A 25,667-nucleotide genomic window follows, 5' to 3' on the forward strand; every position below is an offset into this window, starting at 1 on the left:
CGCTTCATGCCAGACGATTCTGCCGTTTCCAGCGCCACGCTTCCCCCGCAACGCCTGCTGCTCGTCACCGGCATGCTGGGTGCCGGGAAGACCACCGTGCTGCGCGAGCTGGAGGATCTGGGCTGGGAAATCATCGATAATTTCCCCATCCGCCTGCTCGACCGGCTGATGGAAACCCCCGGGGCCGGCGGCGGCCAACCGGGCGTGCGCGCGCCGATCGCGATCGGCTTCGATTCCCGCACCCGCGGCTTCGATCCCGAACAGGTGATCCGCCGGATCAAGACCTTCTCCAACCGTCCCGAACTGGAACTCAGTACGCTGTTCCTTGACTGTTCGAGCCAGGAGCTGGAACGGCGCTACAACGAAACCCGCCGGCGACACCCGCTCGCCAGCGATACGCCCGCCGCTTCGGGCATCCGGGCCGAACGCGAACTGCTAAGCCCGCTGCGGCGCTGGGCGGAAATGCTGATCGACACCACCGAACTGACCACGAACGATCTGCAGCGGCTGATCCGCGAACGCTTCGCGGTCGGCACGGATGAAAAGTTGGTGCTGACCATCTCCAGCTTCGGCTTTTCGCGCGGAATGCCGCCGGTTGCGGACTTCGTTTTCGACATGCGGTTTCTTGAAAATCCGCACTGGGACGCCGATCTTCGTCCCATGACAGGCAGGGATGCCGCCGTTGGCGACTATATCCGCCGCGACCCGGCCTTTGACGAGGCTTTCACACGCATACGCGACCTGATCCTGATGCTGCTGCCGCGCTTCGAAGCGCAGGGCAAAAGCTATGTGCATATCGCCTTCGGCTGCACCGGCGGGCGGCACCGTTCGGTGTTCACTGCGGAGCAGATCGCCGAAAGCTTGCGCCAGAATGGATTTTCCCCCACATTGCTGCACCGCAACCTGGGATCGCGAGCGACCGACCTGCTCGAAAGGGGCGCAGTGACGTGAAGGCGACGTTAAGGCGCGTTGGGGCACCCCGATGCATTCAGACAAGACTCGGAGCATGACGGCCAGATGATTGGCATGATTCTGGTGACGCACGGCGAGCTTGCCGACGAATTCGTCAAGGCGATGGAGCATGTCGTGGGTGCGCAGGCCGATGTGGCGACCGTGTGCATCGAAGCCAACGACGATATGGAACAGCGCCGCGAGGATATCGCCCAGGCCATCGTCCGGGTGAACTCCGGCAACGGCGTCATCATCCTGACCGACCTGTTCGGCGGCACGCCGTCCAACCTCGCCATTTCGCTGATGCATGCCGGCAATGTCGAAGTGATCGCGGGCATCAACCTGCCCATGCTGATCCGCCTTGCCAAGGCCCGCGGCTGCATGCCATTGCGCGAAGCAGTCGCCGCCGCGCGCGACGCCGGGCGCAATTACATAACCATCGCGTCCGAGTATCTGGGGCAGGACGCATGATCGATTGCCGCGAAGCTGTACTCATCGTCAACAAACGCGGGCTCCATGCCCGGGCCAGTGCCAAGTTCGTCAACAATGTTGCCGAACTTCCGGGATCGGTTCGCGTCGTCGTCAGCAAGGACGGCACCGAGGCTGAGGGCGGGTCGATCCTGGGCCTGATGATGCTGGGCGCGGCCAAGGGCGATACCATCGAGATCTGCTGCTCCGGCGAAGGTGCCGAAGACGCCCTCGCCCACCTCGCGACCCTCGTGCGCGACGGTTTCGGCGAAGAGTGACGGGCTGGAGCTGACGCCTTGGCCTTGCGCCGCACCATCACCGGTTTTTCCAATCCGCTGGTCAAGTTCCTCCGCTCGCTGCGCGACAAGAAGCATCGTCGGCGCGAGGGGAAGTTCCTCGCTGAAGGCCTGCGCCTGCTGACCGATGCGCGCGCCAGCAGCGTGCTGCCCGAAATGCTGGTGATGGCCACCGGGCGCGAACCGCACCCGCTGCTCGACGCGCTCGAAGCGGCAGTCGCGGCGGCGGGGGGCGAGATCGTCGAGATGGACGTCGATATCCTCGCCAAGGTAACCGGCAAGGACAACCCGCAGGCGGTGGCCGGGGTCTTCGCCGAATTCGATACCCGCATCGCTTCGCTGGACCGCCATGCCGCACCGATCTGGCTGGTCGCGCAGGCGCTGCGCGATCCCGGCAACCTCGGCACGATGCTGCGCACCGGCGATGCCGTCGGCGCGGGCGGGCTGATCCTGATCGATGACTGCGCCGATCCGTTCTCGGTCGAAGCGGTGCGCGCCAGCATGGGCGCGATCTTCACCCAGAAGCTGGCCTGCGCGCGCTGGGACGAATTCATCGGCTGGCTGCGCGCCAGCGAAGGCCAGTTGGTCGCCGCATCGCTGCGCGATCCCACCGACTATCGCATCGCCGCTTACGCCGCGCCCTGTTTCCTGATGGTCGGCAACGAATCGCAAGGCCTGCCCGCTTCGTATGAGGAAGCCTGCGACTTGCGCGTAACAATCCCGATGCGCGGCCGCGCCGACAGCCTTAATGCCGCTGTTGCGGGCGCGGTGCTGGCCTATGAGGCGCTGGCGCGGCTGGAGGGGTGAGTGTTCGGCGGTGAGTGCCGCCGCCTCTTTTCTTCGTCACTCCGCTCTCTTTCGTTATCCCTGCCTTCTTTTCGTCATCCCCGCGCACGCGGGGACCCATCTGATGTTCGTGCAACACGAACCGTCAGGAGCTGGGTTCCCGCCTTCGCGGGATTGACGAATTTTTTGGATAATCTCAGCGTTACGCAGGAACGCCACGCCGGAAGTGGCGCAAAATCGTTCAAACCGCCAATTGGACGAGGTGAGGTGCCGTCAATGCAGCAACCTACTTTGCCACATCAGATTCCGGCAATTCATCATCGAAATCCGCTATATTCGCCGCATCAGCCAAACCATAGCGCGGTCGGGATTCAACAGTTGCAACATCTTCAATCTCGCGCTTGCCAATTTCGATGTGCTTGTCCCGAAGCCGGCGGCCTGATACTAGAACTTTGCTCTCAAAGCTACCGACAAACTTGTTATAATTGGTAACAGCGGTTTCTAGGCCACTACCTACCCGCTTAAGATGTTCGGCGGCCATGGCTAGCCGGTCATATAGTTCGCCACCCATGCGCCCTATTTCTTTGGCTTCACGAGCAAGACCATCTTGCCGCCAAACTTGTGCAACTGTCCGAGCAATAGCTACCAAGTTCGTGGGCGTCGCGAGAAGCACGCGATTTTGAAACGCGAAATCCCACAGCCCCGGGTCCTGTTCAAGTGCGGCGGCGACGAAATGTTCGCCAGGAACGAACATCACTACGTAATCCGGGGTGTCTTCGAACTGGCTCTGATACGATCGAGCTGCGAGCGTCTGTACATGATTGCGCATTGAGCGAACGTGCAAATCCAAGTGACGTTTGCGCGTATCGTCGTCAACAGCCTCGAACGCCGCTTGATACGCATTGAGCGAGACCTTGGCGTCGATCACCAGTTGCTTGTTGCCGGGAATGCGCACGATCGCATCCGGCCGCAGCCGCCCCTCATCCGTGTTGAGCGAGTGCTCCAACTCAAAATCGGTGTGCTCGGACAGGCCGCACTGTTCGAGCACGTTCTGCAATGCCCGTTCGCCCCAGCGCCCCCGCGCCTTGGGCGCATTGGTCAGCGAGTTGCCCAGCCGCGCCGCTTCCTCGCGAACCTTTTCCTGCCCTTCGCGCATCGACTGGATCAGACCGGTCAGTTGGCCGAACGAATCGACGCGCTTGGCTTCCAGCGCGGTGACCTGTTCCTCATAGCTTTTCAGCCGCTCCCCGACCGGGGCCAGCAGCGTGCGCAGGCGCTCGGCATTGGCCTTCTCGGTCTCGGTGAAGCGCGCATCGGCGCGACGCAGGAACGCTTCCTGCGCCCCTTCCAGAACCTTTGCCCCGGCGTTCTCGAATTCCTTGCGCAAAGCTTCCTGCGCCTCGATCAGCAGCCGCTTCTGTTCGTCGAAGTTGGCCGTCTTTTCCCGCAGCGTGGCAAGTTCGGACGCGAGCTGGCGCTGTTCGGTGCGCAGGGCCTCCACTTGCGCGGCATGGTCCTGCCGGGCGCGCTCCAGCGTTCCGGCCGCTTCAAGGCGCAGGCGGTCCAGCGTTTCGGCATGGCCGACCCGCGCCGCGTCAAGCGCCTGGCCGAGATCATCCGCCCGGCGCGCGCGTTCGCTTTCGGCGGCCAGATCGACGATAGCCTTGCGAAACCGCTCCTCCAGCTCCGCCATCGCGCGCTCGCGCACAGCGGCTTCGGCACGCAGCGGTGCGGCCGCCCGCGAAGCGAGCAGCCAGCCCAGCGCGAGGCCGATGACAAGGGCGACAATGGCGGTGACGGCAATTTCCATGCCGCCACTATAGCCGGAACATTAAGAGAACGCCAGCCCAGCGCCGGATTTATCCCCGGCGCGGGCCAATGCAGCGGAAACTCACGCCGCGCGGCGCAGCTTGTCCAGCTTCTTGAGCAGCATCTGCCGCTTGAGGCGCGACAGGTGGTCGATGAACATGATGCCTTCGAGATGGTCCATCTCGTGCTGGAGGCAGACCGCGATCAGCCCTTCCAGTTCCTGCTCATGGAAATTGCCGTCCAGATCCTGCCAGCGGGCACGGATCCGGGCCGGGCGTTCCACCTCGGCATAAATCTCCGGAACCGAGAGGCAGCCTTCCTGAAAGGCGCACCATTCCTGCGATTCGTCGAGAATCTCGGGATTGATGAACACTTGCGGTTCGCGCTTGTGGACCTTGTGATAATGCGCGTGGCCGCCGTGCGTGGTGCACAGTTCCGGCTCGGCCTCGGTATCTTCGGGTTGCAGGTCGATCACCAGCACCCGCAGCGGCACGCCCACCTGGATTGCCGCCAGCCCGATCCCGGGGGCGTCATACATCGTCTCGAACATGTCGGCGATCAGCGTGCGCAGATCTTCGTCGAACACGGTGACGGGTTCGGAGATCTGCTTGAGGCGCGGATCGGGGACTTCGATGATTTCGCGAATGGCCATGAGGCGCAGATAATCGCGGGCGGGCAGGAGTGCAAGCAGGGACCGGACGATCAGAGAATTCGCTACAAACGATTTAACGGACGTTCAACTTTGTTCCTATATTACTTGTGTCAGCAAGCAGCCAAAAGCGGATCGGCGCGGATCGGGCGTCACCCGCAAAAGGGGACAGGACGATGTATTACGATCATCACAGCTTCGCCGCCGCCGCGCCGCCCTATCGCGCCTACGATGCGCTGCCCGAACTGGAATGGATCGCGCGCAAACGCCCGCGCGATGTTCTGAACGGCATGGTCTTCGCGGTCGGCTTCTCCGCCGTATGCTGGATCGCGCTGGCAGCCTGGTGGCTGTCCTGATTCGAACGGCCTGATCTAACCCAGCGGCCGCCGCGCGCGGATAGCTTGCGCCAGCGTGCCTTCGTCCAGATAATCCAGCTCGCCGCCCACCGGCAGGCCATGCGCCAGTTGGGTGACCCGCACCGGCAGACCTTCCAGCCGCTCGGCAATATAATGCGCGGTCGTCTGCCCCTCCAGCGTGGCGTTCATCGCCAGCAGCACCTCATCGATGCCGCCCGCAGCCACCCGTGCCAGCAGCCGGTCGATCGTCAGATCCTCGGGCCGCACGCCGTCCAGCGCCGAAAGCCGGCCGCCCAGCACGTGATACCGGCCGGTGAACAGCCGCGCGCGATCGAGCGCCCACAGGTCCGCCACTTCCTCCACCACGCACAGCGCGCGCGCATCGCGGCGCGGATCGGCGCAGATGCTGCATGGATCGGTGGTGTCGACATTGCCGCAGGTGCCGCATTCGACGAGCGTGGCGCGCACCGCGCCCAGCGCCTCGACCAGTTCGACCAGCGCACCTTCGCGGCGCTTGATCAGCCACAGCACCGCGCGCCGGGCCGATCGCGGGCCCAGCCCCGGAAGGCGGGCGAGCGCGGCGGTCAGACGTTCGATCTCTTGCGATGCCATGTTGCCGGAGATAGGGCTTGCCGCCCGTCCTGCAAAGCCGAGAGGCCCGTCCGTCCACATGCGCATCGTCTTCATGGGAACCCCCGATTTCGCAGTGCCGGCGCTGCGCGCGCTGGTTGCGGCGGGGCATGACGTCGGCGCTGTCTATTCGCAGCCGCCGCGCCCCGGCGGGCGGCGCGGCAAGGAACTGACCCCTTCCCCCGTCCATCAGGCCGCGCAAGCGCTCGATATCCTGGTCCGCCACCCGGTCTCGCTCAAGCGCGCGGACGAACAGGCCGCCTTTGCCGATCTTGCGGCGGACATCGCGGTGGTGGCCGCTTACGGGCTGATCCTGCCGCAGCCGGTGCTCGACGCGCCGCGCCTGGGCTGCCTCAACATCCACGCCTCGATCCTGCCGCGCTGGCGCGGTGCCGCGCCGATCCAGCGCGCGATCCTGGCCGGCGATCCCACCACCGGGGTGACGATCATGCAGATGGAAGCCGGGCTTGATACCGGGGCGATGCTGGCCACCATCCGCACGTCGATCGAAACCAAGACCGCCGGCGAACTGACCGCCGAACTGGCCGACAAGGGGGCGGCCCTGATGGTGGAAACCCTGCGCCACCTCCCCCACCATCGCCCGGTCCCGCAGCCCGATGCCGGGGTGACTTATGCCCGCAAGATCGACAAGGCCGAAGCCCGCATCGATTTCAGCCAAAGCGCCGGGCAGGTGGAACGGCTGGTCCGGGCGATGAACCCGGCCCCGGGCGCGTTCTTCGAACTGGAGGGCGAACGCTACAAAGTGCTGACGGCCGAAGTGGTCGATGGCGAAGGTTCGGCGGGCACAACCCTGGACGACGCGCTGACAGTCGCCTGCGGCGACGCCGCCCTGCGCATCACCCGCATCCAGCGCGCGGGCAAACCGGCGATGGACACCGCCGTGCTGCTGCGCGGGCGACCGATACCGGCGGGGACGCGGTTGTGTTGAGGGCCGCGTCGCTCTCTCCCCTTCAGGGGAGAGATACGCAGGCTTGGGCGCTTGCCGCCCTAGCCGAAGTAGAGAGGGGCATGTGCCCTTACGCCCCCCTCTCCCAACCCTCTCCCCTGAAGGGGAGAGGGCTACAGTGACCCGCTTCGCTTTCACGCTCGAATTCGATGGCGGCCCGTTCATGGGTCTGCAGCGGCAGGCGCATGGCCCATCGGTGCAGCAATGCGTGGAAGAGGCGGCGGAAACGATCCTGGGGCAAAGCGTCATCATGCATGCCGCCGGACGCACCGATGCCGGCGTTCATGCGCTGGGGATGCGGGCGCATCTCGATAGCCCCAAGCCGCTGAGCCCGTTCCGTTTCATGGAAGCGATGAATGCGCGGCTGAAGCCCGCGCCGATCGCGGTGCTCGATTGCGTGGAAGTGGCTGATGACTGGCACGCCCGGTTTTCCTGCATCGGCCGTGCTTACCAGTATCGCATCGCCAACCGCCGCGCGCCGCTGACGCTGGAGCGCGGGCGGGCCTGGCAGGTGGTCCGCCCGCTCGATGCCGCTGCCATGCATCGCGCGGCGCAGGCGCTGGTCGGCAAGCACGATTTCACCACCTTTCGCTCCACCCAATGCCAGTCCGCCAGCCCGCTCAAGACGCTCGACGTGATCGCGGTGCGGCGCGAGGGGGAGACGGTGCTGATCGAGACGTCGGCGCGCAGCTTCCTGCACCATCAGGTACGCTCGATGGTGGGCTGCCTGGCGCTGGTCGGCCTGGGCCACTGGCCCGAGGGCCGGATCGCCGATGCGCTGGCCGCGCGCGACCGGTCTGCGCTGGGCCATAATGCTCCGCCGGAGGGGCTATATTTCGTTAACGCGTTTTATCCAAAATAATCGGATCCGGGACGCCGCCGCGACGGATTTCCGCAGAAAATCGATCCAATTCGGGACGCGGATGACGGTTTTGTAAGCGAAGTCTTAACCAGATCGCCTTCAAATGTCATCGCATGAACAGCGCCGAAATCTCCGTGGATCACGGTGACAGCCGGGGCCGGGGTGCGGACGCCGCACTGACGGCGGCCCTGTGCTATTTCGTGCTCGCGGCGGCGACTATTCATCTGACCAGCGACGGGCGCAATCATGCGACGATGTGGCCCGCCGATGCGGTCATCCTGGCGCTGCTGCTGCAACATGCCCGCAAGCACTGGCCGGTGATCCTGGCCGCCGGCTGGGTGGCCAACCTGGCAGCCAACGCGGTGACCCGCGGATGGAGCATAGGGGTGCTGCCCTATGGCGCGATCAACATGGCGCAAAGCTGCATCGCCGCGCTGATCCTGACCCGCGCCGGGCGGGTGGACAATCTGCTGCGCGATCTCCCCACGGTGGCGATCTTCATCCTCTCCGCCGGTATCGTCGCGCCGTTGCTGGGCGCACTCGCGGGATCGGTGGTGTCGATGGTGAACTATGGCGAGCCGTTCGGCCCGCAGGTGCTGCGCTGGTTCATGGGCAATTCGATGGGCTACCTCATCGCGACGCCGTGCCTGGCGGCGCTGTTCGACGGCAGCTATGTCCGCAATATCCAGAAGATGAGCCGCATGCAGCGGCTGGAAGTGCTGGTGCTGCACGCCTCGCACGCGATCACCGCCTACGTCGTGTTCGCGGTCGCGCGGATGCCGTTGCTGTTCCTGCCGATCACCACGCTGACGCTGTTGGCGTTCCGCACCGGCCGGCTCGGCATCCAGCTCGGCATCGTCATCCTGGCGTTGGTCGGTGCCGTCCAGACTTTCCTCGGCCACGGCCCGCTCAACATGATCGCTGGGGACCTGCAACTGCGCGATTTCTACTTCCAGGTCTACGTCGCGGTGCTGCTGCTGACCGCGCTGCCGATCGGCGCGGCGGTCTCGACCCGCACCGAAGCCTTGCAGATCGTGGCCGAACGCGGCGAGGCATTGCGCCTGATCCTGGGCCAATCGCGCGATGTGGTGCTGGGTTTTGACGGCAACGGTGCCTGCCGCTGGGCCGACGGCCCGATCGAACGGCTGATCGGCATAGACCGCGCGGCCATCCTGGGCCGGACCACCGAAGTGCTCTGCCTGCTCGCCCCGCCGGCACTGGGGCGGATGCTGGCCGATGTCGAGCGCATAGCGGAAGGCGGCGAACGCCTGGAATTCACCCCGCTGCTGCGCAGTCACCTGACGGTGGAAGCTGCCGTGAGCCCGATCCCCCGAACCGCCGATACCGCCGGTTTCGTGATCGTCCTGCGCGATGTGACCGAGCGCAAGGCCGCCGAGCGCGCGGTGCGCGCCGAGGCTCAGACCGATGATGTCACCGGCGTGCTGACCCGCCCCTCCTTCCGCCGCATCGGCGCGACGACCAAGCGCAAGGGCGGTGCGAGTTGCCTTGCGCTGATCGATATCGATCAGTTCAATTCGATCAACGAAACCTATGGCCACGAAGTGGGCAACGCAGTGCTGGGTGAGATCGCCCGGCGGCTCGCCGTGCACTTGCGCGAGACCGACATCATCGGCCGCATGGGGCACGATGAATTCGCGATCCTGTTCGAATGCGATCTGGCCACGGCCCGAACCATCGGCGAACGGCTGATCGAGGCAGTGCGCAGCACCCCGGTCTACACCCGCGATACGGTCTCGATCATCGCCACCATCAGTTGCGGCATGACGACGCTGGACCAGACCATCGGCCTCGACGACGCCTTCGAAGCCGCCGACCGCGCCCTGCGCGAAATCCGCCGCACCGGCCGGAACGGTATCCTGATCGCGGCGTGAGGCCTATCTGCGCTCTTGCGCGCGCCTGTCCATCTGCGTCAGGGACAGGAGCATCTTGCGACTGGGAGCCTCGAGAACATCGACGAACATCTGGTCCGGATGGCTTCTGCATTTCATTCGCGCGGCATCCCATTCGGCGCGATGGGCCGCTACCATGCTGCGAAAGCCAGCAAGGCCACCGGCAAAGACGCCACCGGGTTGAAGCAATGTGCGCGATCCCAGCAGAATGCGGTCGAGAGCATCGGGCTCGCGCTTTCCATTCTTTTCCGGACTGACTGAGTCCCACCAGTCCTGATCGAGCGTGAAATCGGCGCAGGAATAACCCGAAAATCTGCGGTCATCCCCGGGCAACTCCCATTTGTAGAACTTGTAAACGACCTGGCCCCGCAATTCCCCCTGGCGGTTGCCAGCCATTGCAGCCACCCTGAATTTCGCCTTCTCCAATGCCTGCGTCGCCGCCGCATCAAGCAGAGGTGAATGGCTGCTGTTCACAAGTTCGCTAGCCTGCAGGGTCCCATCTGCGCCGACCAACACCGAGAAAACAACTTTTCCGTGATGGCCGAGCGCCTTCGCTGCCTCCGGGAAATCGGTAACGGCACCACTCAGGATGATCGACCCCGAACCAGAGCCTGGCAACGTCGGAGAAACCGTAGACGGCGGCGGAGGTGGTGCGGCTCCCGGCTCTTCGACCGCGCTGATCTTGCCCCCTGAAACGGGGGACTCGGCGCGAGCCGGAACCGAGGCGGCGGTCAGCAAAAGGCAGACTGTTGCCCAAACTGCCTCCCGCATCGCCTCACGCCTTCCCCACGACGCTTTCCGGCAGGTCCTTGCCGAACACGCGCTGATAGTATTCCGCCACCAGCATCCGCTCGGTCTCGTCGCACTTGTTGAGGAACGAGAGGCGGAAGGCAAAGCCGATGTCGTTGAAGATCGCCGCGTTCTGCGCCCAGGTGATGACCGTGCGCGGGCTCATCACGGTGGAGATATCGCCGTTGATGAAGCCTTGGCGGCTGAAATCGGCAACCTTGACCATGCTGGCCACAGTGCCCGCGTCGATCTGCGGCACCTTCTTCCCAACGATTTCGGTCTCCACGTCCGCCGCGAGGTAGTTGAGGCCGACGACGATGTTCCAGCGGTCCATCTGGCCCTGGTTGATCTGCTGGGTACCGTGATAAAGCCCCGATGTATCGCCGAGGCCCACCGTGTTGGCGGTGGCGAACAGGCGGAAATGCTTGTCCGGGCGGATGACCCGGTTCTGGTCGAGCAGGGTCAGCTTGCCTTCGGTTTCCAGGATGCGCTGGATCACGAACATCACGTCCGGGCGGCCGGCGTCGTATTCGTCGAACACCAGCGCCACCGGATGCTGCAGCGCCCAGGGCAACAGGCCTTCGCGGAACTCGGTCACCTGCAAGCCATCGCGCAGGACGATGGCATCGCGGCCGATCAGGTCGATACGGCTGATGTGGGCATCAAGGTTGATGCGCACGCACGGCCACTTGAGCCGCGCCGCCACCTGTTCGATATGGGTCGACTTGCCGGTACCGTGATAGCCCTGCACCATCACCCGGCGGTTGAACGCAAAGCCGGCCAGGATCGCCAGCGTGGTATCCGGATCGAACACATAGGTCGTATCCAGATCGGGCACGCGCTCGTCCGCCTCGGAAAAGGCGGGAACCTTCATGTCGATGTCGATCCCGAACGTCTCGCGCACGTCGAGTTCGATATCGGGGGCGGCAAGGACGGTACGATCGCGGGATTCGGTCATGGTCAGGGCAGCTTCCTTCATGGCAGACCCGCCTAACGAAGCGCGCGCTGCGCCGCAACACCGATTGCGCAGCCCGGCGCAACCGCCGTCGCTCTATCCGGTCAGCTTGGCCGGCAATTCGAACAGCGCCAGAAACCGCGCCGCAAGCCGGGGATCGCCTTCGATGGTCAGCCGCGATCCGCATTCCTCCGGTGCCTTCTTGCCATAGAATACCGGCAGGAAATCGCGCGCATCAGGTGCCGTGAAGCGCAGGTCAGGCGCGGCCAGCCGCTCTCCGCCGGGGTGGACGGACAATTCACCGTGCGCCAGCCGCCCGGCGAAATGCTGCCCGGCGATTTCGAACCCGATCCACAGGCCCAGATCGCCCACCCGCTCCGCCGCCAGCATCGTGCGCATCGACAGCAGCAGCGCCACCGGAGTCATCGTCAGTTGCGGATCGTGAAGCGGCGAGCGGACGGCCCAGCGCCCCAGTTCCTGCATCACCGGCTCCAGCCCCCTGCCCCACTCGGTCAGCGCATAGACTTGCGCGGAAGCGGGCGGCGGCAAGTGCCGCTTCTCGACGATCCCCAGCGCCTGCAGCGACCCCAGCCGCTCGGTCAACGTTTTGGCTGAAAGGCCGGGCAGCGCGGCGCGCAGTTCGGTGAAGCGGCGGCCACCCAGCATCATCTCGCGCACGATCAGCAAGGTCCAGCGTTCGCCGATCAGCTCCATCGCAAACGCGGCCCCGCAGCCGTCGGCATACCAGCGGCCATGGACTTCGCCCCGCTTGCCAGCGGGGGATGTGTCTGCTCGACCCATAACGGTTTCTTTTTGTACCTATGAAGTTGAAATCCGTAACCACGCTGCCACGCTCCTGCAAGACCGACTCGCTACCATTCCGGAGGCAGTCGCCGGCCGCCTCATCGCCAGCGGGACAGGGTGGGTCCAAGGGAGAACGCGAGGATGCCGATCGATCCGCAAGCAAAGCTTGAGATCACTGCTTTCAGTTGGGTCCCGCCCTTCGCGCATGGCCTCGTCCGTGACCTGAGGGTCCGCTGGGCCTGCGAGGAACTGGGCCTGCCCTATCGCGAGCGGCTGGTCAGCGCGATGGACCGGCCCGAGTGGTACTACGCCGAACAGCCGTGGGGCCAGGTCCCCTACCTGCGCGATGGGGAGGTGACGCTGTTCGAAAGCGGGGCCATCCTGCTGCACATCGCCGAAAGCACCGGCCGGCTGCTCGCCCCGTCTGGCCAGGAACGCGCCTGCGCGCTGAGCTGGCTGTTCGCCGCCTTCAACTCGGTCGAGCCGGGACTGTTCGAGCTGTCGAACATCAATACCTTCTCGAAGAACGAGGAATGGGCGAAGCTGCGCAAGCCCTCGCTGCTCGCGGCGGTCGGGCAGCGGCTCGATCGGATGCAGGCGCAGCTTGGCGATTTCGAATGGCTTGCCGGTGCCTTCTCGATCGCGGACATTGCGATGGTCACGGTGCTGCGCAACCTCGCGCTGGCCGACATGCTGGTCGATCGCCCGGCGCTGGCTGCTTATGTCGAGCGCGGCACTGCTCGCCCCGCGTTCCAGACCGCGCTGGCCGATCAGCTCGCCGCTTTCGCGCGCAATGCCCCCGAACCCGCGCGCACCTGACCGATAACACCGGGAGAATGCCGATGACTTATGTGGATGGCTTCGTGATCCCCGTTCCGCACGCGGACAAGGAACGCTTCATCGCCCATGCCCGCGAAATCGATCCGGTCTTCCTCGAACACGGCGCGCTGCGCGTGGTCGAGTGCTGGAGCGATGACGTTCCGCCCGGCAAGCAGACCGATTTCTACCGCGCCGTGGCGGCCAAGGAGGAAGAGGCGGTGTGCTTCAGTTGGATCGAATGGCCGGACAAGGCCACACGCGATGCCGGAATGGGACGAGTCATGGAACGGATGCGCGATGATCCCCGTTGTGACCCTGAAAAGAACCCGGTGCCGTTCGATGGCGCGCGCATGATCTTCGGCGGTTTCGAAGCCGTCGTCGAATTGGGAGAGTGATCGTGACCGCAGGCAGCTTCATCTGGTACGAGCTGATGACCAGCGACATCGACGCCGCCACCGCTTTCTACGGCGCGGTCGTCGGCTGGAAGATCACCCCGGGCATGGTGACCGATGCCGGGGTCGATTATCGCATGATCGGGCGTGACGATGGCGGCCACGCCGGCGGCGCGCTCGCGCTCAGCGCCGAAATGATCGCGAACGGCGCACGCCCCGGCTGGCTCGGCTATATCTGCGTGCCCGATGTCGATGAGAAGGTGGACCAGATCGTGGCCGAAGGCGGCGTGGTCCACATGCCCGCCATCACCATGGACGGCGTCGGCCGCATGGCGATGGTCGCCGATCCGCAAGGGGTGCCGTTCTATGTGATGACCCCGCAGCCCCCCGCCGATGCGCCCGATGCGGTGAGCGACGTGTTCACTGTCGATCGCCCGCAGACCGTGCGCTGGAATGAACTGGTCGCGACCGATGATCTGGCTGCGGTCGATTTCTACACCCGCCATTTCGGCTGGACCCAGGACGCCGCGATGCCGATGGGCGAACTGGGCGATTATCGCTTCATCCAGTGCGACGGCGTGGCGATCGGCGCGATCATGAAGAAGGCCGATTTCATGCCCAGGGCCGGATGGACCTTCTATATCGGCGTGCCCGACATTGACGCGGCGGTGGCGGCGGTCAACTCTGGCGGCGGGCAACTGCTGGGCGAGCCGATGGAAATCCCCGGCGGCGAATTCAGCGCCCATGCCATAGACCCGCAAGGCGCGTTCTTCGGCCTCGTCGGCCCGCGCCACGCCTGAGCGGACCCGACGCAGCGCAGGAGCAATGCATGAGCGACTATACCTTCTTCACCAACCCGATGTCGCGCGGCCAGATCGCCCGCTGGGCCCTGCATGAAGCGGGGGCCGACTATCAGCAGGTGCTGGTGGACTGGGGCAACAAGCCGCAACTGCTGCTCGATGCCAATCCGATGGCCAAGGTACCGACGCTGATCCACCACGCGGCTGACGGGGTGGATCGCATCATCACCGAAGGCGCGGCGATCTGCGCCTATCTCGCAGAGATGCACCCCGACGCAGATCTTCAGCCTTACGAGGACGAAATGGCGGATTACTTCCGCTGGATGTTCTTCGCCGCCGGTCCGATGGAACAGGCGATCACGAACAAGGCCATGGGCTTCTCCGTCCCCACCGAGCGCGAGGCGATGGTGGGGTACGGCAGCTTCCAGCGCTGTGTCGATGCGCTGGACGGCCACTTTTCCGAAAACACCTGGGTCTGTGGTGAACGCTTCACCATGGCCGACGTCTATGTCGGCAGTCAGGTGGACTGGGGCCTGACCTTCGGCACCCTGCCCCCGTTACCCTCGTTCGCCGCCTATGCCGAACGGCTCCAGGCGCGCAACGGTTACAAATCGGCCAAGGCGATAGATGCCCGGCTGATCGCGGAGATGAAGAAATGACCGGACCTTCGATCGACAAGCTGCGCCTGTGCATCTGGTACAACGGCACCGCGCTGGATGCCGCGCGGTTCTATGCCGAAACCTTCCCTGACACTTCGGTCGATGCCGTGCACCACGCTCCGACCGACTATCCCGATGGTTCGGCGGGCGATGTGCTGGTGGTCGAATTCACGGTGATGGGCATCCAGTGCATCGGCCTGAACGGTGGCCCGCAGTTTCCCCAGACCGAAGCGTTTTCGTTCCAGGTGGCGACCGAAACCCAGGAAGAGACCGATCGCTACTGGAACGCCATCGTCGGCAACGGCGGGGCGGAAAGCATGTGCGGGTGGTGCAAGGACAAGTGGGGGGTCAACTGGCAGATCACCCCCCGCGCGCTCACCAATGCCATGGCCAACCCCGATCGCGCCGCCGCCAAGCGGGCGATGGAAGCGATGATGACGATGCGCAACATCGATATCGCCGCCATCGAGGCCGCGCTGGCAGGAGCGCCGGTGTGACGCTTGCCCTCTACGGCCACCCCTTCTCGTCCTACACGTGGAAGGCGCTTATCCCGCTCTACGCCAGCGAAACCCCGTTCGAATTTCGCGCCATCGGCCCGGATCAGCCGGATAACTCGGCATTCGTCGCCGCTTCCGGGCCGGCGGGCAAGTTTCCGGTGCTGCGCCACGATGACAACACGGTGTTCGAGGCGACCACGATCATCGAATACCTGCATCTCAACGTCGTTCCCGATGCCGGCCTCATCCCCGCCGATCCGCACGCTGCGCTGATGGCGCGGAAGATGGACCGGGTGTTCGACAACTATGTCATGGGCAACATGCAGGACGTGGTGAACGAACACTTGCGCAATCCCGAGGCGCCCGATGCCGACCGCACCGCCGAGGCCCGGGCGCGGCTGACGAAGGCTTACGACTGGCTGGAACACTGGCTGGCCGATCATCCCCCCGCGTCCGGCGTGACGCTGGTGGAATGCGCCGCCGCCCCGGCGCTGTTCTATGCCGACTGGGTGTTGCCGATCGGCGATGGTCGCCCGCGCCTTGCGGACTGGCGCGCCCGGCTGCTGGCCCTGCCCGCCGTCTCGCGCTGCGTCGAGGATGCCCGCCCGTTTCGCGCCTACTTCCCGCTGGGTGCCCCCGACCGCGATTGAGAAGGATAATCAGCCATGGCCCACGAACTGTCGATCACCCGCTACATCGCCGCGCCGCCCGCAGAAGTGTGGGATGTCCTCGCCAACCGGCAGGAAGAATGGTGGTGTCCGGCCCCGTGGAAAGTGCGCCTCGACGAGCAGGACCGCCGCCCCGGCGGGGTCGCCCGATCGACGATCCTGGGCCCTGACGGCGAAGAAATGCCGCAGGACGGCATCTACCTCGCCTGGGACGAAGGCCGCCGCATTGTCGCGACCGATGCCGTCACCGCCGATTTCCAGCCTTCCGGCCCGTTCATGATCGGCTTCTGGGAAATCGCCCCCGAAGGCGAAGGCACCCGCTATACCGCCGGTGCCCGCCACTGGACCGCCGAAGCGATGGAGCAACATCAGGCCATGGGCTTCGAACAGGGGTGGAGCACTGTGGCCGACCAACTCGCCGCGCTGTGCGAAGGGTGATAGGCGGCGGCAGGACCCAGCACGGCTGAAGTTGCGTTGGTGTCGAGCGTAGTTGATACAAGGGGTGTTCGCGAGCCTTGAGTAGACCGTAAATTCATAAATCCTAAATGATAGTGGATGAAGGCTGCCTGCATGCTATGCATTGACAATGCGCTTGAAGGCATCACTTCTTTTGCTCTGCTGCCTGACTGGATGTGTGACGGCGGAGCCTCCTCATAATTTCGAATTTGGATGCAATGATGTGGCCGTGGTTGGACGCATCAAAACACTCGGTCAGACGGCCCTCCAAGGCTACGATCCGCTACCCGGCTGGCAAAGTGCATATCGGCTGCAGGTCCAAATCAAACGAGTGCTTCGCGGTACCGAACGCAGGAGAGTGGTTCCGGCCACAGCCGTAGCGCATGCTCAAATCCGCGATGATCGTGATTTCCTGATCGTTCTTACGCCAGATGGTAAAGGCGGCTACTCCTTGGCGACGGCCTCTCTTTGGCAATACCGGCCCAAGCTCAGCGCATCATGCTCGTAGAGCTTTTAGTTCACTGACGGCTTTTCGAAGGCGTCGTGTTCTGATTCAGGGTCCGGATGAGATGAGATGATCTTACCGACTTCGAGTGGGCGCGTGATCGAATCGCTGCTGCCCGACAAACCCAGGGTGTGCCACGCGTTGTTCATCGCAGCCTGCTGAACGGCATTTTCTGGCTACTTCGACACCAGCGCACTATCAGTGACCCGCCTCCGCTTCGTCTTTGCGAGCGACCGCAGGTCGCGCGGCAATCCAGGGCGGTTTACGCCGCCCTGGATTGCTTCACCCGCTGCGCGGGTTCGCAATGACGATCGAAGCCTTTGACGTCACCAACCCGCCGTCTGGCCCTTGTTCTGCGCGTCCAGCCACTTCTGCAGCGGGGCGAAATAGTCCAGCATCGGCTTGGCGCTGATCTTCGGGCTGCCGGTGAACACTTTCAGCGCATCGGGCCAAGGCTTGGACTGGCCCATCTCGAGCATCTTGTTGAGGTTTTCGCCCACCTTCTTGTCGCCGTAGAAGCTGCACCGATGCAGCGGCCCCTTCCACCCGGCCTGCTTGCACGCCGCCTGATAGAACTGGAACTGCAGGATGCGCGCCAGGAAGTAGCGGGTATAGGGCGTGTTGCCGGGGATATGGTACTTGGCGCCGGCATCGAAGGCATCGTCCGGGCGGGCCGATGGCGGCACGATGCCCTGATAGTCCATCCGCATCTTGGTCCAGGCCTTGTTATAATCGGCGGGCTGGATCGAGCCGTCGAAGATGCCCCAGCGATAGCGGTCGATCAGCAGGCCGAACGGCAGGAACGCCACCTTGTCCATCGCCTGGCGCAGCAGCAGGCCGATGTCCTTGTCGGCGCTGGGGACCTTGGCCTTGTCGAGCAGGCCGATCTGGACGAGGTACTGCGGCGTGATCGACAGCGCGATGAAATCACCGATCGCCTCGTGGAAACCGTCGTTGGCCCCGTTCTGGTACAGGTACGACTGGTTCTTGTAGGCGCGCTGGTAATAGTTATGGCCCAGTTCGTGGTGGATGGTGACGAAATCGTCCGCATTTACCTTGGTGCACATCTTGATGCGGATATCGTCCATGTTGTCGATATCCCATGCCGATGCGTGGCAGATCACCTCGCGGTCGGCCGGCTTGGTGATCATCGAACGGGTCCAGAACGTATCGGGCAGCGGCTGGAAGCCGAGCGAGGAATAGAACCCTTCGCCTGCCTTCACCATGTCGATCGGCGTCTTGTTCTGCGCGGTCAGCAGATCGCCGATGTCATAGCCCACATCGCCCGCCCCCGCCGGCGCGACGAGCGGGTAGATGTTGCCCCATTCCTGCGCCCACATGTTGCCGAGCAGATCGGCGCGGATCGGGCCGGTCTTGGCCTGCACCGCATCGCCATACTTCTCGTTCAGCTTGCGCCGGACATAGGTGTGCAGCGCCAGATAGAGCGGCTTCACTTCCTGCCACAGCCGTTCGGTCTCGGCGGCGAACTGCTCGGGCGTCATGTCGTAGCCGGAACGCCACATCGCGCCGACATCGGCATAGCCCAGCTCCTTCGCGCCCTTGTTGGCGATCTCCACCTGCTTGACGTAATCGGCCTTCAGCGGCTTGCCGACATTGTCGTGCCAGCTCGTCCACATCTCGGCATATTCGCCCGGGGTGTGGTTGACGTTGCCCATCTCTGCCTCGATGTCGGACCCGTTGATCGGCTTGCCGTCCAGCGTGCCCTTGCCCTTGCCATAGGCAGAGGACATGCGCGTGCCGATATCACTCAGTTCTGCGGCTGCGCCGGGTGTGCTGGGGGCCGGCATGACGATGTTCTGGCGCAGGATGCCGAGCTTGCGGGCCACGTCGGGATCGAGCCCGGCCACCCCGGCATAGCGCGCCGCCTGGGTGGCATAGCTCACCTGCTTTTCAGTGAAATCACCGTTCGCCTTGGCGGACAGCGCGTCGGTATCCTCGTTGATGTAGGTGTAGTTGATCCAGTTGGCCCGGTTCACCTCGATCGACGATTTGGCGAAATCCGCCTCTACCGCCGCAACATATTGCGCGGCCCCGGCGGGGGTGGCGGGATAGGTTGTGGCGGCGGGCGCGGCGGGAGCCGCAGCGGCGGTGTCCTGCGCCAAGGCGGGCGCGGTGGATGCGGCCGCCAGTCCGGCGGCCAGCGCGATCAGCGAATATCTCATGAAACGAAATCCTCGTGCGAACCTTGTTATGGCCGCAACCCTAGTCGCTCGCTTCCGCAGATCAACCCGTAAGGTGAATCAGCTTTCAAGAAAGTCGGCGATCGCCCGGCCCATCTCCTTGAACGTGACGGAGGACATGTGGTTGCCCGGCGTTTCCGCATAAGTCCCGTCCGGCAGGGCAGCCGCCAGTTCGGGAGCCGAGCCGTTGTCATGGTCCTGCGCCCCGCATACGCACAGCGTGGGCATCGTGATGCCCGCCAGCGCCTCGGGCGGGGTATCGTCTACCGAGCCGAGCAGCAGCCGGGCGGCAACCCGATCCACCTTCATCGTCTTCATGAACGCCTGCGCCACGAACGCCGGATCGCCGCGCTCTATCGTCCCGAAGCGATCGATCGCCCCGACAAAATGCGCGCTGCGCCGTTCCCATCCGGCCAGCCCGGAAAGCCCCATCCCGCCCAGCACCAGCCGGCGCGGCCGCAAGCCCGCCAGCACCCCCCGCACGGAGGTGCGCGAACCGAGCGAGAAGCCGCCCAGATCATAGTCGGCAAGCCCCAGTGCTGCGATCGTGAGCCGCAGATCCTCGACCAGCACGTCGGCGGGATAGGCCGCGGGATCGTGCGGTGCATCGCTCGCCCCATGGGCGCGCAGATCGGGCATGAACAATTGAAAGCCCCGCTCGGCCAGGACCGTCGCGTTGCCGTACTTGATCCAGTTGACCTCCGCGCTGGAGAACAGCCCGTGCAGCAGGACCAGCGGCCGGCCCGAGGACGGGCCCGTCCGATGGACCGCCAGCTTTGCACCGCCAAACCCGTCAACGAATTGCAAATCGACCCCGGTCATTCCGGCACCTCCAGCCCGGCCGCCTGCCAACGGCTGGCGACGCTTTGCGTGGTGGCGCTGAAATGGCGCGGCAGATCGCGCGTATCGAGCCACGCCTCATGCATGCTCTCGCACCCTGCATGCGCGACGGGGCGGAACGCCTCCGGCCGATCGAAGCTGCCGAGGGTCAGATCCATATTTCCACTATCCTGCATAAACATGAAGCCCAGCGGCGTGCCGCAGGCGGAACAGAACGGTCGCCGGGCAATCGGCGAACTGGCGTACCAGTCCGGCTCCGTCACCCACGCGACCGCCCGCGTCGGCACTTGCACGAAGGTAGCGACGAACCCGCCGGTCGCGCGCTGACACATGCGGCAATGGCACAAGTACGCCTCGTCATGATCGAGCGCCACGGTATAGCGGATACGGCCGCACTGGCAGCCGCCGGTGTGATCTACGGGGGTCATATCGGTCCTGACAACATACAACTCAGATCAAGAGCGTTGCCAGCGAATGGTAGGGCGACTGTTCCAGTTTGCCTACGAATCTTCGATCGGCGGTGATCAGCCGATCGCCGTCCGCGAGTGCTGCGGCAACGTAAAGGCAGTCATAGACGGGATGATCCAGCTCCGTCGCGATCCGCAACGCGGTGGCCACCAGCTTTTCGGCGGGGCGCAGAGTGGCGAAAAGGCAAGGCATCTGCTCCAGCGCCTGGGTGACCGACTGCTCGTCGAGCGCCCCTGCCCGCCATGCCTTCCACAGGACATTGGCAACCTCGATCAGGATGAAATCCGGCGCACACAGATCGCTGCGCGCCAGCAGATCGATCGCGGCGGGGCTGTCGGCTTCGCGCAGGACCCACTTCACCGCGACGCTGGCGTCGATGATCATCAGCTGTTGTCCCGGTCCTCGCGCAGAAGGTCGAGACTGCTTCGCTCTAGCTTGCCCATATCGGCACCGGCGCGGATGGCATCCAGCGCCCGGATCGCATTGGCCCGCGCCTGATCGCTCACCGCCCGGGTGAGTTCCGCATGCAGTTCAGCCTGCAACGAGCGGCCGTTAGCATCCGCCCGGCGCTTCCACGCGGCAATAACGCTTTCATCAAGGTTGCGGATCAGCAACTGGCCCATAGGCACATGATAGCACCATGCTATCATGGCCGCAACGGGTCTGCCGGTCCACTGGCAGTTTCTGAATTCTCTAAGCCAACGAGCCGTTGAACAGTCGGTTTTCATTCACGAAAGCCGGGCGTCCGAAAATCCCGAACCGACTCAGGTGGGGTAAAAAAATCAGTCGGCCTGCCTTAGGAGATCGATAAAGCTGAGCCGAGACATTTCCCCAGCCCACCGGAACATTTGCCACCAGTTCGGCTTCAAACCACTCGACTATCAGTTCGCGGACATTTTTCAGCCCAAAACAGACTACAGCTTCTGGGTGGCCCAATTTACCCAATGTCCATCCGAGAAGAGAGTTTCCGAGTTCGATTGCAGCAGCAACGCTCGATTTCGGCATTTCCGTCCAAGAGGGACTTCTGAATGGCACGAACTGAAATGAAAGAATTTCTTCGGGCAAGACATGGCTGTAATTTCGCGTGACCAAAAGCTGTATCTGACGCTGTAGTGGCGTGTAAGCTCCGTCTTTACCCCAGGGCTGGTCGAAATACGAATTCCTGACGGTCGGATCGGCACCGTCTTGGCTGAGGTGAGCATCTTCTGCCCAGCCACCGTCGGTCGTTCTACCTCCGCCGGGGTTTAGCCCAATGGTTACCAATTTCGGTTGCAACCGTGATTTCGACGGCCCGAAAATGTACGTCCACCCAAGTTGATGTCCGCCGGACGCGTAAGCAGTGGAGATCAGCGCGACAACATCTTCAGATGTAGACGACGCACTGATCTCCATGTTCGTCACCCCTTCTTGAGATGACGCCGGCCGAGCAGTTCGGCGATCTGGACCGCGTTCAGCGCCGCGCCCTTGCGCAGGTTGTCCGAAACGCACCACAGCGCCAGGCCGTTGTCGATCGTCGGGTCCTCGCGCACGCGGCTGACATAGGTCGCGCCATCGCCGACGCATTCGATCGGGGTGATGTACCCGCCGTTCTCGCGCTTATCGACCAGCATCACGCCCGGTGCCTCGCGCAGGATATCCTGCGCTTCGGTCGCCGAAAGCTCTTTCTCGAATTCGATGTTGAGCGATTCGGAGTGGCCGACGAACACCGGCACGCGCACGCAGGTCGCTTGCACCTTGATCTTGGGATCGAGGATCTTCTTGGTCTCGACCACCATCTTCCATTCTTCCTTGGTCGAACCATCGTCCAGGAACACGTCGATGTGGGGGATGACGTTGAAGGCGATCTGCTTGGTGAACTTCTGCGGCTCGTTCATCTCGCCGACCGGCATGAAGATCGAGCGGGTCTGTTCGAACAGCTCGTCCATCCCCGCCTTGCCCGCGCCCGACACCGACTGATAGGTGGATACGATCACCCGCTTGATCTTCGCGCGATCGTGCAGCGGCTTGAGCGCGACGACCATCTGCGCGGTCGAGCAGTTGGGGTTGGCGATGATGTTGCGCGCGGTGTAGCCGTCGATCGCCTCGGGGTTCACCTCGGGCACGATCAGCGGCACGTCGGGTTCCATGCGATAGAGCGAAGAGTTGTCGATCACCACGCAGCCCTGCGATGCCGCCTTGGGCGCATAGATCGCGGTCGGGCCCGAACCGGCGGCGAACAGGGCGATGTCCCAGCCGGTGAAATCGAAATGCTCGATGTTCTTGACCTTGAGTTTCCTGCCGGACTCGCCGTACTCGATCTCCGTCCCGGTCGAACGCGGCGAAGCCACCGCTGCGATTTCGTCGCAGGGGAATTCGCGCTCAGCCAGGATGTTGAGCATTTCGCGGCCGACATTTCCGGTCGCGCCGACAACGGCAACCCGGTAACCCATTTCAAGATCCTTCTAGCAAGTCCGGCACGGCCCATCGCATGTGCGGACGCGGCGCGTTACAAGGCGGGGAAGCGATAGGCAAGTGCCCAAGAAACCTGACCTTTCGCTCAGGTTTCGTCGGGAGAGTGAACGCATATCGAAGCGACCCATGCGCGGCCTATCCCCTCCGCTTCGTCTTTGCGAGCGACCGAAGGTCGCGTGGCAATCCAGAGCGGCTTGCCCCGCCCTGGATTGCTTCACCCGCTTCGCGGGTTCGCAATGACGACTGAAGGCCGGGCCCCCGCCCCGTCAGTGCGCGGTGGCACCCGTCCCCGGTGCCGGCGGGGCCGGAGCCGCCGCCAGATCATCAGCCTCGGACCACTCGATCGCTTTGACCGGCTCGGTCAGCGCCAGCGACAGTACTTCGTCGACGTGACTCACGGGAACGATTTCAAGGCCCTGCTTCACGTTCTCGGGAATCTCTGCGAGGTCCTTGCGGTTCTCTTCGGGGATCAGCACGAGGGTGATGCCGCCGCGCAATGCCGCCAGCAGCTTTTCCTTGAGGCCACCGATCGGCAGCACCCGGCCGCGCAGGGTCACCTCGCCGGTCATCGCCACGTCCTTGCGCACGGGAATACCGGTGAGCGTGGAGACGATCGAGGTGACCATGCCGATGCCCGCCGACGGCCCATCCTTGGGCACCGCGCCTTCGGGCAGGTGGATATGGATGTCCTTCTTGCCGAAGATCGACGGCTTGATGCCATAGGCAGGGCTGCGCGCCTTGACGAAGCTGAAGGCGGTCTGGATCGATTCGGTCATCACCTCGCCCAGCTTGCCGGTAGCCTTGATCTGGCCCTTGCCCGGCACGGTGACGCTTTCGATGGTCAGCAGTTCACCGCCAACCTCGGTCCACGCCAGCCCGGTCACCGCGCCCACCTGATGCTCGTCCTCGCCTATCCCGTGGCGGAAACGGCGGACACCGGCAAAATCAGCCAGGTTTTCCGGGGTGATGACCACCTCGGTCGCCTTGCCTTCCAGGATCTGGCGCAGCGACTTGCGCGCCAGCTTGGCCACTTCGCGCTCCAGCGTGCGCACGCCGGCTTCGCGGGTGTAATAGCGGATCAGGTCGCGCAAGGCCTCCTGGGTGAGCGTGAATTCGCCCTTCTTGAGGCCGTGGGCCTTCACCTGCTTGCCGATGAGATGCCTCTCGGCAATCTCGACCTTTTCGTCCTCGGTATAACCTTCGAGGCGGATGATCTCCATGCGATCAAGCAGCGGCTGCGGCAGGTTGAGGCTGTTCGCGGTGCACACGAACATCACGTCCGAAAGATCGATATCGAGTTCGAGATAGTGGTCCTGGAACTTGGCGTTCTGTTCCGGGTCCAGCACTTCGAGCAGGGCCGAGGCCGGATCGCCGCGGAAATCCTGGCCTAGCTTGTCGATCTCATCGAGCAGAAACAGCGGGTTTGACTTGCCCGCCTTGCGCAGGTTGGTCACGATCTTGCCCGGCAGCGAGCCGATATAGGTGCGCCGATGGCCCCGGATCTCGGCCTCGTCGCGCACACCGCCCAGCGACTGGCGAACGAATTCGCGCCCCGTCGCCTTGGCGATCGACTTGCCCAGCGATGTCTTGCCCACGCCCGGTGGGCCGACGAGACACAGGATCGGCCCCTTCAGCTTGTTGGTGCGCGCCTGGACCGCCAGATATTCGATGATCCGGTCCTTGACCTTGTCGAGCGCGTAATGATCGGAATCGAGGATTTTCTGCGCTTCCGAAATGTCGCGCTTGAGCTTGGAGCGCTTGCCCCACGGCAGGCCCAGCAGCACGTCGAGATAATTGCGGATGACCGTCGCCTCGGCGCTCATCGGCTGCATCGACTTGAGCTTTTTCAGCTCTGCAGTCGCCTTTTCGCGCGCTTCCACGGACAGACGGGTCTTTTCGATCCGCTCCGCCAGTTCCTGAATTTCGTTCGCTTCCTCACCGTCGCCGCCACCCAGTTCCGACTGGATCGCCTTGAGCTGTTCGTTGAGGTAATATTCGCGCTGGGTCTTCTCCATCTGGCGCTTCACGCGGCCACGGATCTTGCGCTCCACCTGGAGCACGCCGAGTTCGCCTTCCATGAACGAATAGACCATCTCCAGCCGCCGCATCGGATCGGCTTCGGAGAGCACCGCCTGCTTGTCTGACACCTTGGCGGAAAGCTGCGCCGCCACCGTATCGGCCAGCTTGGCCGCCTCCTCGATATCGGACAACTGCTCGCCGGCGTCCTGGCTCAGCTTCTTGTTGAGCTTGGCGTATTCGTTGAACTGATCGACCACCGAGCGCATCATCGCGGCCACTTCGTTGCCGCTCGCCTCTACCGGCGCGATCCGCTCGATCGTGGCGACCAGCATCTCGCCCTCGGGGCCCTTGTCGCCGCGCAGCGCGGTCAGCCGCGCACGCTCCTGCCCTTCGACCAGCACGCGCACGGTGCCATCGGGCAGCTTGAGCAGTTGCAGGACGCTGGCGATCACGCCGGTATCATAAAGGTCGTCGCGATCGGGATCGTCGCAGCCCGGATCGAGCTGGGCGAGCAGGAAAATGTCCTTCTCCCCCGCCATCGCCGCTTCCAGCGCCGCCACCGATTTTTCCCGCCCGACAAACAGCGGGACGACCATGCCGGGGAACACGACGATGTCGCGCAAGGGAAGAAGCGGTAGCTGATTCACAGGCAATTCCAGT

General features: G+C 64.0%; 29 protein-coding genes and 1 pseudogene. 16 read left to right on the plus strand and 14 right to left on the minus strand.

What is annotated here, in order from left to right; translation table 11 throughout:
- Positions 1–6: 6 nt before the first annotated feature.
- From rapZ to IE122_RS15640, 4 genes are all read left to right on the plus strand, one after another.
- Positions 7–951 carry an RNase adapter RapZ gene (rapZ, locus tag IE122_RS15625; RefSeq protein ID WP_189622186.1) on the plus strand — a complete coding sequence of 315 codons (945 nt, stop codon included), beginning with the start codon at positions 7–9 and terminating at the stop codon, positions 949–951.
- Positions 952–1,017: 66 nt separating this feature from the next.
- Positions 1,018–1,422 carry a PTS sugar transporter subunit IIA gene (locus IE122_RS15630; protein WP_189622187.1) on the plus strand — a complete coding sequence of 135 codons (405 nt, stop codon included), beginning with the start codon at positions 1,018–1,020 and terminating at the stop codon, positions 1,420–1,422.
- Positions 1,419–1,697 carry an HPr family phosphocarrier protein gene (locus IE122_RS15635; RefSeq protein ID WP_189622188.1) on the plus strand — a complete coding sequence of 93 codons (279 nt, stop codon included), beginning with the start codon at positions 1,419–1,421 and terminating at the stop codon, positions 1,695–1,697. Before IE122_RS15630 ends, IE122_RS15635 begins: the two co-directional genes overlap by 4 nt.
- Before the next feature lie 18 nt (positions 1,698–1,715).
- Positions 1,716–2,522, plus strand: a complete 807-nt coding sequence (locus tag IE122_RS15640) for a TrmH family RNA methyltransferase (protein ID WP_189622189.1) — start codon at positions 1,716–1,718, stop codon at positions 2,520–2,522.
- A gap of 265 nt (positions 2,523–2,787) precedes the next feature.
- Here the strand turns inward: IE122_RS15640 and IE122_RS15645 are convergent, their stop codons facing one another.
- Entirely contained in the window at positions 2,788–4,311 is a 1,524-nt protein-coding gene (locus IE122_RS15645) for a DNA recombination protein RmuC (protein ID WP_189622190.1), read from the minus strand.
- Between the two features lie 81 nt (positions 4,312–4,392).
- Complete coding sequence (gene def, locus IE122_RS15650; RefSeq protein WP_189622191.1) at positions 4,393–4,962, minus strand: peptide deformylase; 570 nt, start codon at positions 4,960–4,962, stop codon at positions 4,393–4,395.
- A 173-nt stretch (positions 4,963–5,135) separates the two neighbouring features.
- Between def and IE122_RS15655 the strand changes: the two genes are divergently transcribed.
- On the plus strand, positions 5,136–5,315 hold the full coding sequence (locus IE122_RS15655; RefSeq protein WP_189622192.1) for a hypothetical protein: 180 nt from the start codon (positions 5,136–5,138) through the stop codon (positions 5,313–5,315).
- A gap of 15 nt (positions 5,316–5,330) precedes the next feature.
- On the opposite strand, the gene recR is transcribed toward IE122_RS15655, so the two are convergent.
- Positions 5,331–5,927: a recombination mediator RecR gene (gene recR / locus IE122_RS15660; protein ID WP_189622193.1), complete on the minus strand. Its 597-nt coding sequence runs from the start codon at positions 5,925–5,927 to the stop codon at positions 5,331–5,333.
- 58 nt (positions 5,928–5,985) lie between these two features.
- Here recR and fmt point away from each other — a divergent pair, with 58 nt between their 5' ends.
- The 3 genes from fmt (at position 5,986) to IE122_RS15675 (ending at position 9,666) form a co-directional block, all read left to right on the plus strand.
- Positions 5,986–6,894 (plus strand): methionyl-tRNA formyltransferase, encoded by a 909-nt coding sequence (gene fmt / locus IE122_RS15665; RefSeq protein WP_189622194.1) that lies wholly within the window; start codon positions 5,986–5,988, stop codon positions 6,892–6,894.
- Between the two features lie 136 nt (positions 6,895–7,030).
- A complete protein-coding gene (truA, locus tag IE122_RS15670) occupies positions 7,031–7,774 on the plus strand; it encodes a tRNA pseudouridine(38-40) synthase TruA (protein WP_189622195.1) in 744 nt (247 codons plus the stop codon).
- A gap of 113 nt (positions 7,775–7,887) precedes the next feature.
- The gene (locus IE122_RS15675) at positions 7,888–9,666 is read left to right on the plus strand and encodes an MASE1 domain-containing protein (protein WP_189622196.1); all 1,779 of its coding nucleotides are present in this window, start codon (positions 7,888–7,890) and stop codon (positions 9,664–9,666) included.
- A 3-nt stretch (positions 9,667–9,669) separates the two neighbouring features.
- On the opposite strand, the gene IE122_RS15680 is transcribed toward IE122_RS15675, so the two are convergent.
- The 3 genes from IE122_RS15680 to IE122_RS15690 form a co-directional block, all read right to left on the minus strand.
- The gene (locus tag IE122_RS15680) at positions 9,670–10,455 is read right to left on the minus strand and encodes an energy transducer TonB (RefSeq protein ID WP_189622197.1); all 786 of its coding nucleotides are present in this window, start codon (positions 10,453–10,455) and stop codon (positions 9,670–9,672) included.
- A 4-nt stretch (positions 10,456–10,459) separates the two neighbouring features.
- Positions 10,460–11,452 (minus strand): cobaltochelatase subunit CobS, encoded by a 993-nt coding sequence (gene cobS / locus IE122_RS15685; RefSeq protein ID WP_189622198.1) that lies wholly within the window; start codon positions 11,450–11,452, stop codon positions 10,460–10,462.
- A 72-nt stretch (positions 11,453–11,524) separates the two neighbouring features.
- A complete protein-coding gene (locus IE122_RS15690; protein WP_189622199.1) occupies positions 11,525–12,229 on the minus strand; it encodes an HxlR-like winged helix-turn-helix transcriptional regulator in 705 nt (234 codons plus the stop codon).
- 144 nt (positions 12,230–12,373) lie between these two features.
- On the opposite strand from IE122_RS15690, the gene IE122_RS15695 reads away from it, so the two are divergent.
- The 8 genes and pseudogenes from IE122_RS15695 to IE122_RS18570 all read left to right on the plus strand — a co-directional run.
- Positions 12,374–13,051, plus strand: a complete 678-nt coding sequence (locus IE122_RS15695) for a glutathione S-transferase family protein (RefSeq protein WP_189622200.1) — start codon at positions 12,374–12,376, stop codon at positions 13,049–13,051.
- Positions 13,052–13,074: 23 nt separating this feature from the next.
- On the plus strand, positions 13,075–13,446 hold the full coding sequence (locus tag IE122_RS15700) for a DUF1428 domain-containing protein (protein ID WP_189622201.1): 372 nt from the start codon (positions 13,075–13,077) through the stop codon (positions 13,444–13,446).
- A 2-nt stretch (positions 13,447–13,448) separates the two neighbouring features.
- A complete protein-coding gene (locus tag IE122_RS15705; RefSeq protein WP_308430422.1) occupies positions 13,449–14,243 on the plus strand; it encodes a VOC family protein in 795 nt (264 codons plus the stop codon).
- 29 nt (positions 14,244–14,272) lie between these two features.
- On the plus strand, positions 14,273–14,902 hold the full coding sequence (locus IE122_RS15710) for a glutathione S-transferase family protein (protein ID WP_189622202.1): 630 nt from the start codon (positions 14,273–14,275) through the stop codon (positions 14,900–14,902).
- Complete coding sequence (locus IE122_RS15715) at positions 14,899–15,399, plus strand: VOC family protein (RefSeq protein ID WP_189622203.1); 501 nt, start codon at positions 14,899–14,901, stop codon at positions 15,397–15,399. Before IE122_RS15710 ends, IE122_RS15715 begins: the two co-directional genes overlap by 4 nt.
- Entirely contained in the window at positions 15,396–16,049 is a 654-nt protein-coding gene (locus IE122_RS15720) for a glutathione S-transferase family protein (RefSeq protein WP_189622204.1), read from the plus strand. Before IE122_RS15715 ends, IE122_RS15720 begins: the two co-directional genes overlap by 4 nt.
- A gap of 15 nt (positions 16,050–16,064) precedes the next feature.
- The gene (locus IE122_RS15725; protein WP_189622205.1) at positions 16,065–16,505 is read left to right on the plus strand and encodes an SRPBCC domain-containing protein; all 441 of its coding nucleotides are present in this window, start codon (positions 16,065–16,067) and stop codon (positions 16,503–16,505) included.
- 594 nt (positions 16,506–17,099) lie between these two features.
- Positions 17,100–17,240, plus strand: a pseudogene (locus tag IE122_RS18570) (transposase); the annotation flags it as partial.
- Positions 17,241–17,354: 114 nt separating this feature from the next.
- On the opposite strand, the gene IE122_RS15730 reads toward IE122_RS18570, so the two are convergent.
- From IE122_RS15730 to lon, 8 genes are all read right to left on the minus strand, one after another.
- Positions 17,355–19,211 carry a M2 family metallopeptidase gene (locus IE122_RS15730; RefSeq protein ID WP_189622206.1) on the minus strand — a complete coding sequence of 619 codons (1,857 nt, stop codon included), beginning with the start codon at positions 19,209–19,211 and terminating at the stop codon, positions 17,355–17,357.
- Between the two features lie 78 nt (positions 19,212–19,289).
- Positions 19,290–20,051 (minus strand): alpha/beta fold hydrolase, encoded by a 762-nt coding sequence (locus IE122_RS15735; RefSeq protein WP_189622207.1) that lies wholly within the window; start codon positions 20,049–20,051, stop codon positions 19,290–19,292.
- On the minus strand, positions 20,048–20,497 hold the full coding sequence (locus IE122_RS15740; protein WP_189622208.1) for a GFA family protein: 450 nt from the start codon (positions 20,495–20,497) through the stop codon (positions 20,048–20,050). The genes IE122_RS15735 and IE122_RS15740 overlap by 4 nt, the downstream gene beginning before the upstream one ends.
- A gap of 22 nt (positions 20,498–20,519) precedes the next feature.
- On the minus strand, positions 20,520–20,921 hold the full coding sequence (locus IE122_RS15745) for a type II toxin-antitoxin system VapC family toxin (RefSeq protein WP_189622209.1): 402 nt from the start codon (positions 20,919–20,921) through the stop codon (positions 20,520–20,522).
- On the minus strand, positions 20,921–21,160 hold the full coding sequence (locus tag IE122_RS15750) for a FitA-like ribbon-helix-helix domain-containing protein (protein WP_189622210.1): 240 nt from the start codon (positions 21,158–21,160) through the stop codon (positions 20,921–20,923). The genes IE122_RS15745 and IE122_RS15750 overlap by 1 nt, the downstream gene beginning before the upstream one ends.
- A gap of 70 nt (positions 21,161–21,230) precedes the next feature.
- Positions 21,231–21,929 carry a hypothetical protein gene (locus IE122_RS15755; protein ID WP_189622211.1) on the minus strand — a complete coding sequence of 233 codons (699 nt, stop codon included), beginning with the start codon at positions 21,927–21,929 and terminating at the stop codon, positions 21,231–21,233.
- Between the two features lie 5 nt (positions 21,930–21,934).
- Complete coding sequence (locus tag IE122_RS15760; protein ID WP_189622212.1) at positions 21,935–22,966, minus strand: aspartate-semialdehyde dehydrogenase; 1,032 nt, start codon at positions 22,964–22,966, stop codon at positions 21,935–21,937.
- A gap of 288 nt (positions 22,967–23,254) precedes the next feature.
- Complete coding sequence (gene lon / locus IE122_RS15765) at positions 23,255–25,654, minus strand: endopeptidase La (RefSeq protein WP_189622213.1); 2,400 nt, start codon at positions 25,652–25,654, stop codon at positions 23,255–23,257.
- Between the last annotated feature and the right edge of the window lie 13 nt (positions 25,655–25,667).

This window comes from Novosphingobium colocasiae (assembly GCF_014652555.1).
Taxonomy (GTDB): domain Bacteria; phylum Pseudomonadota; class Alphaproteobacteria; order Sphingomonadales; family Sphingomonadaceae; genus Novosphingobium; species Novosphingobium colocasiae.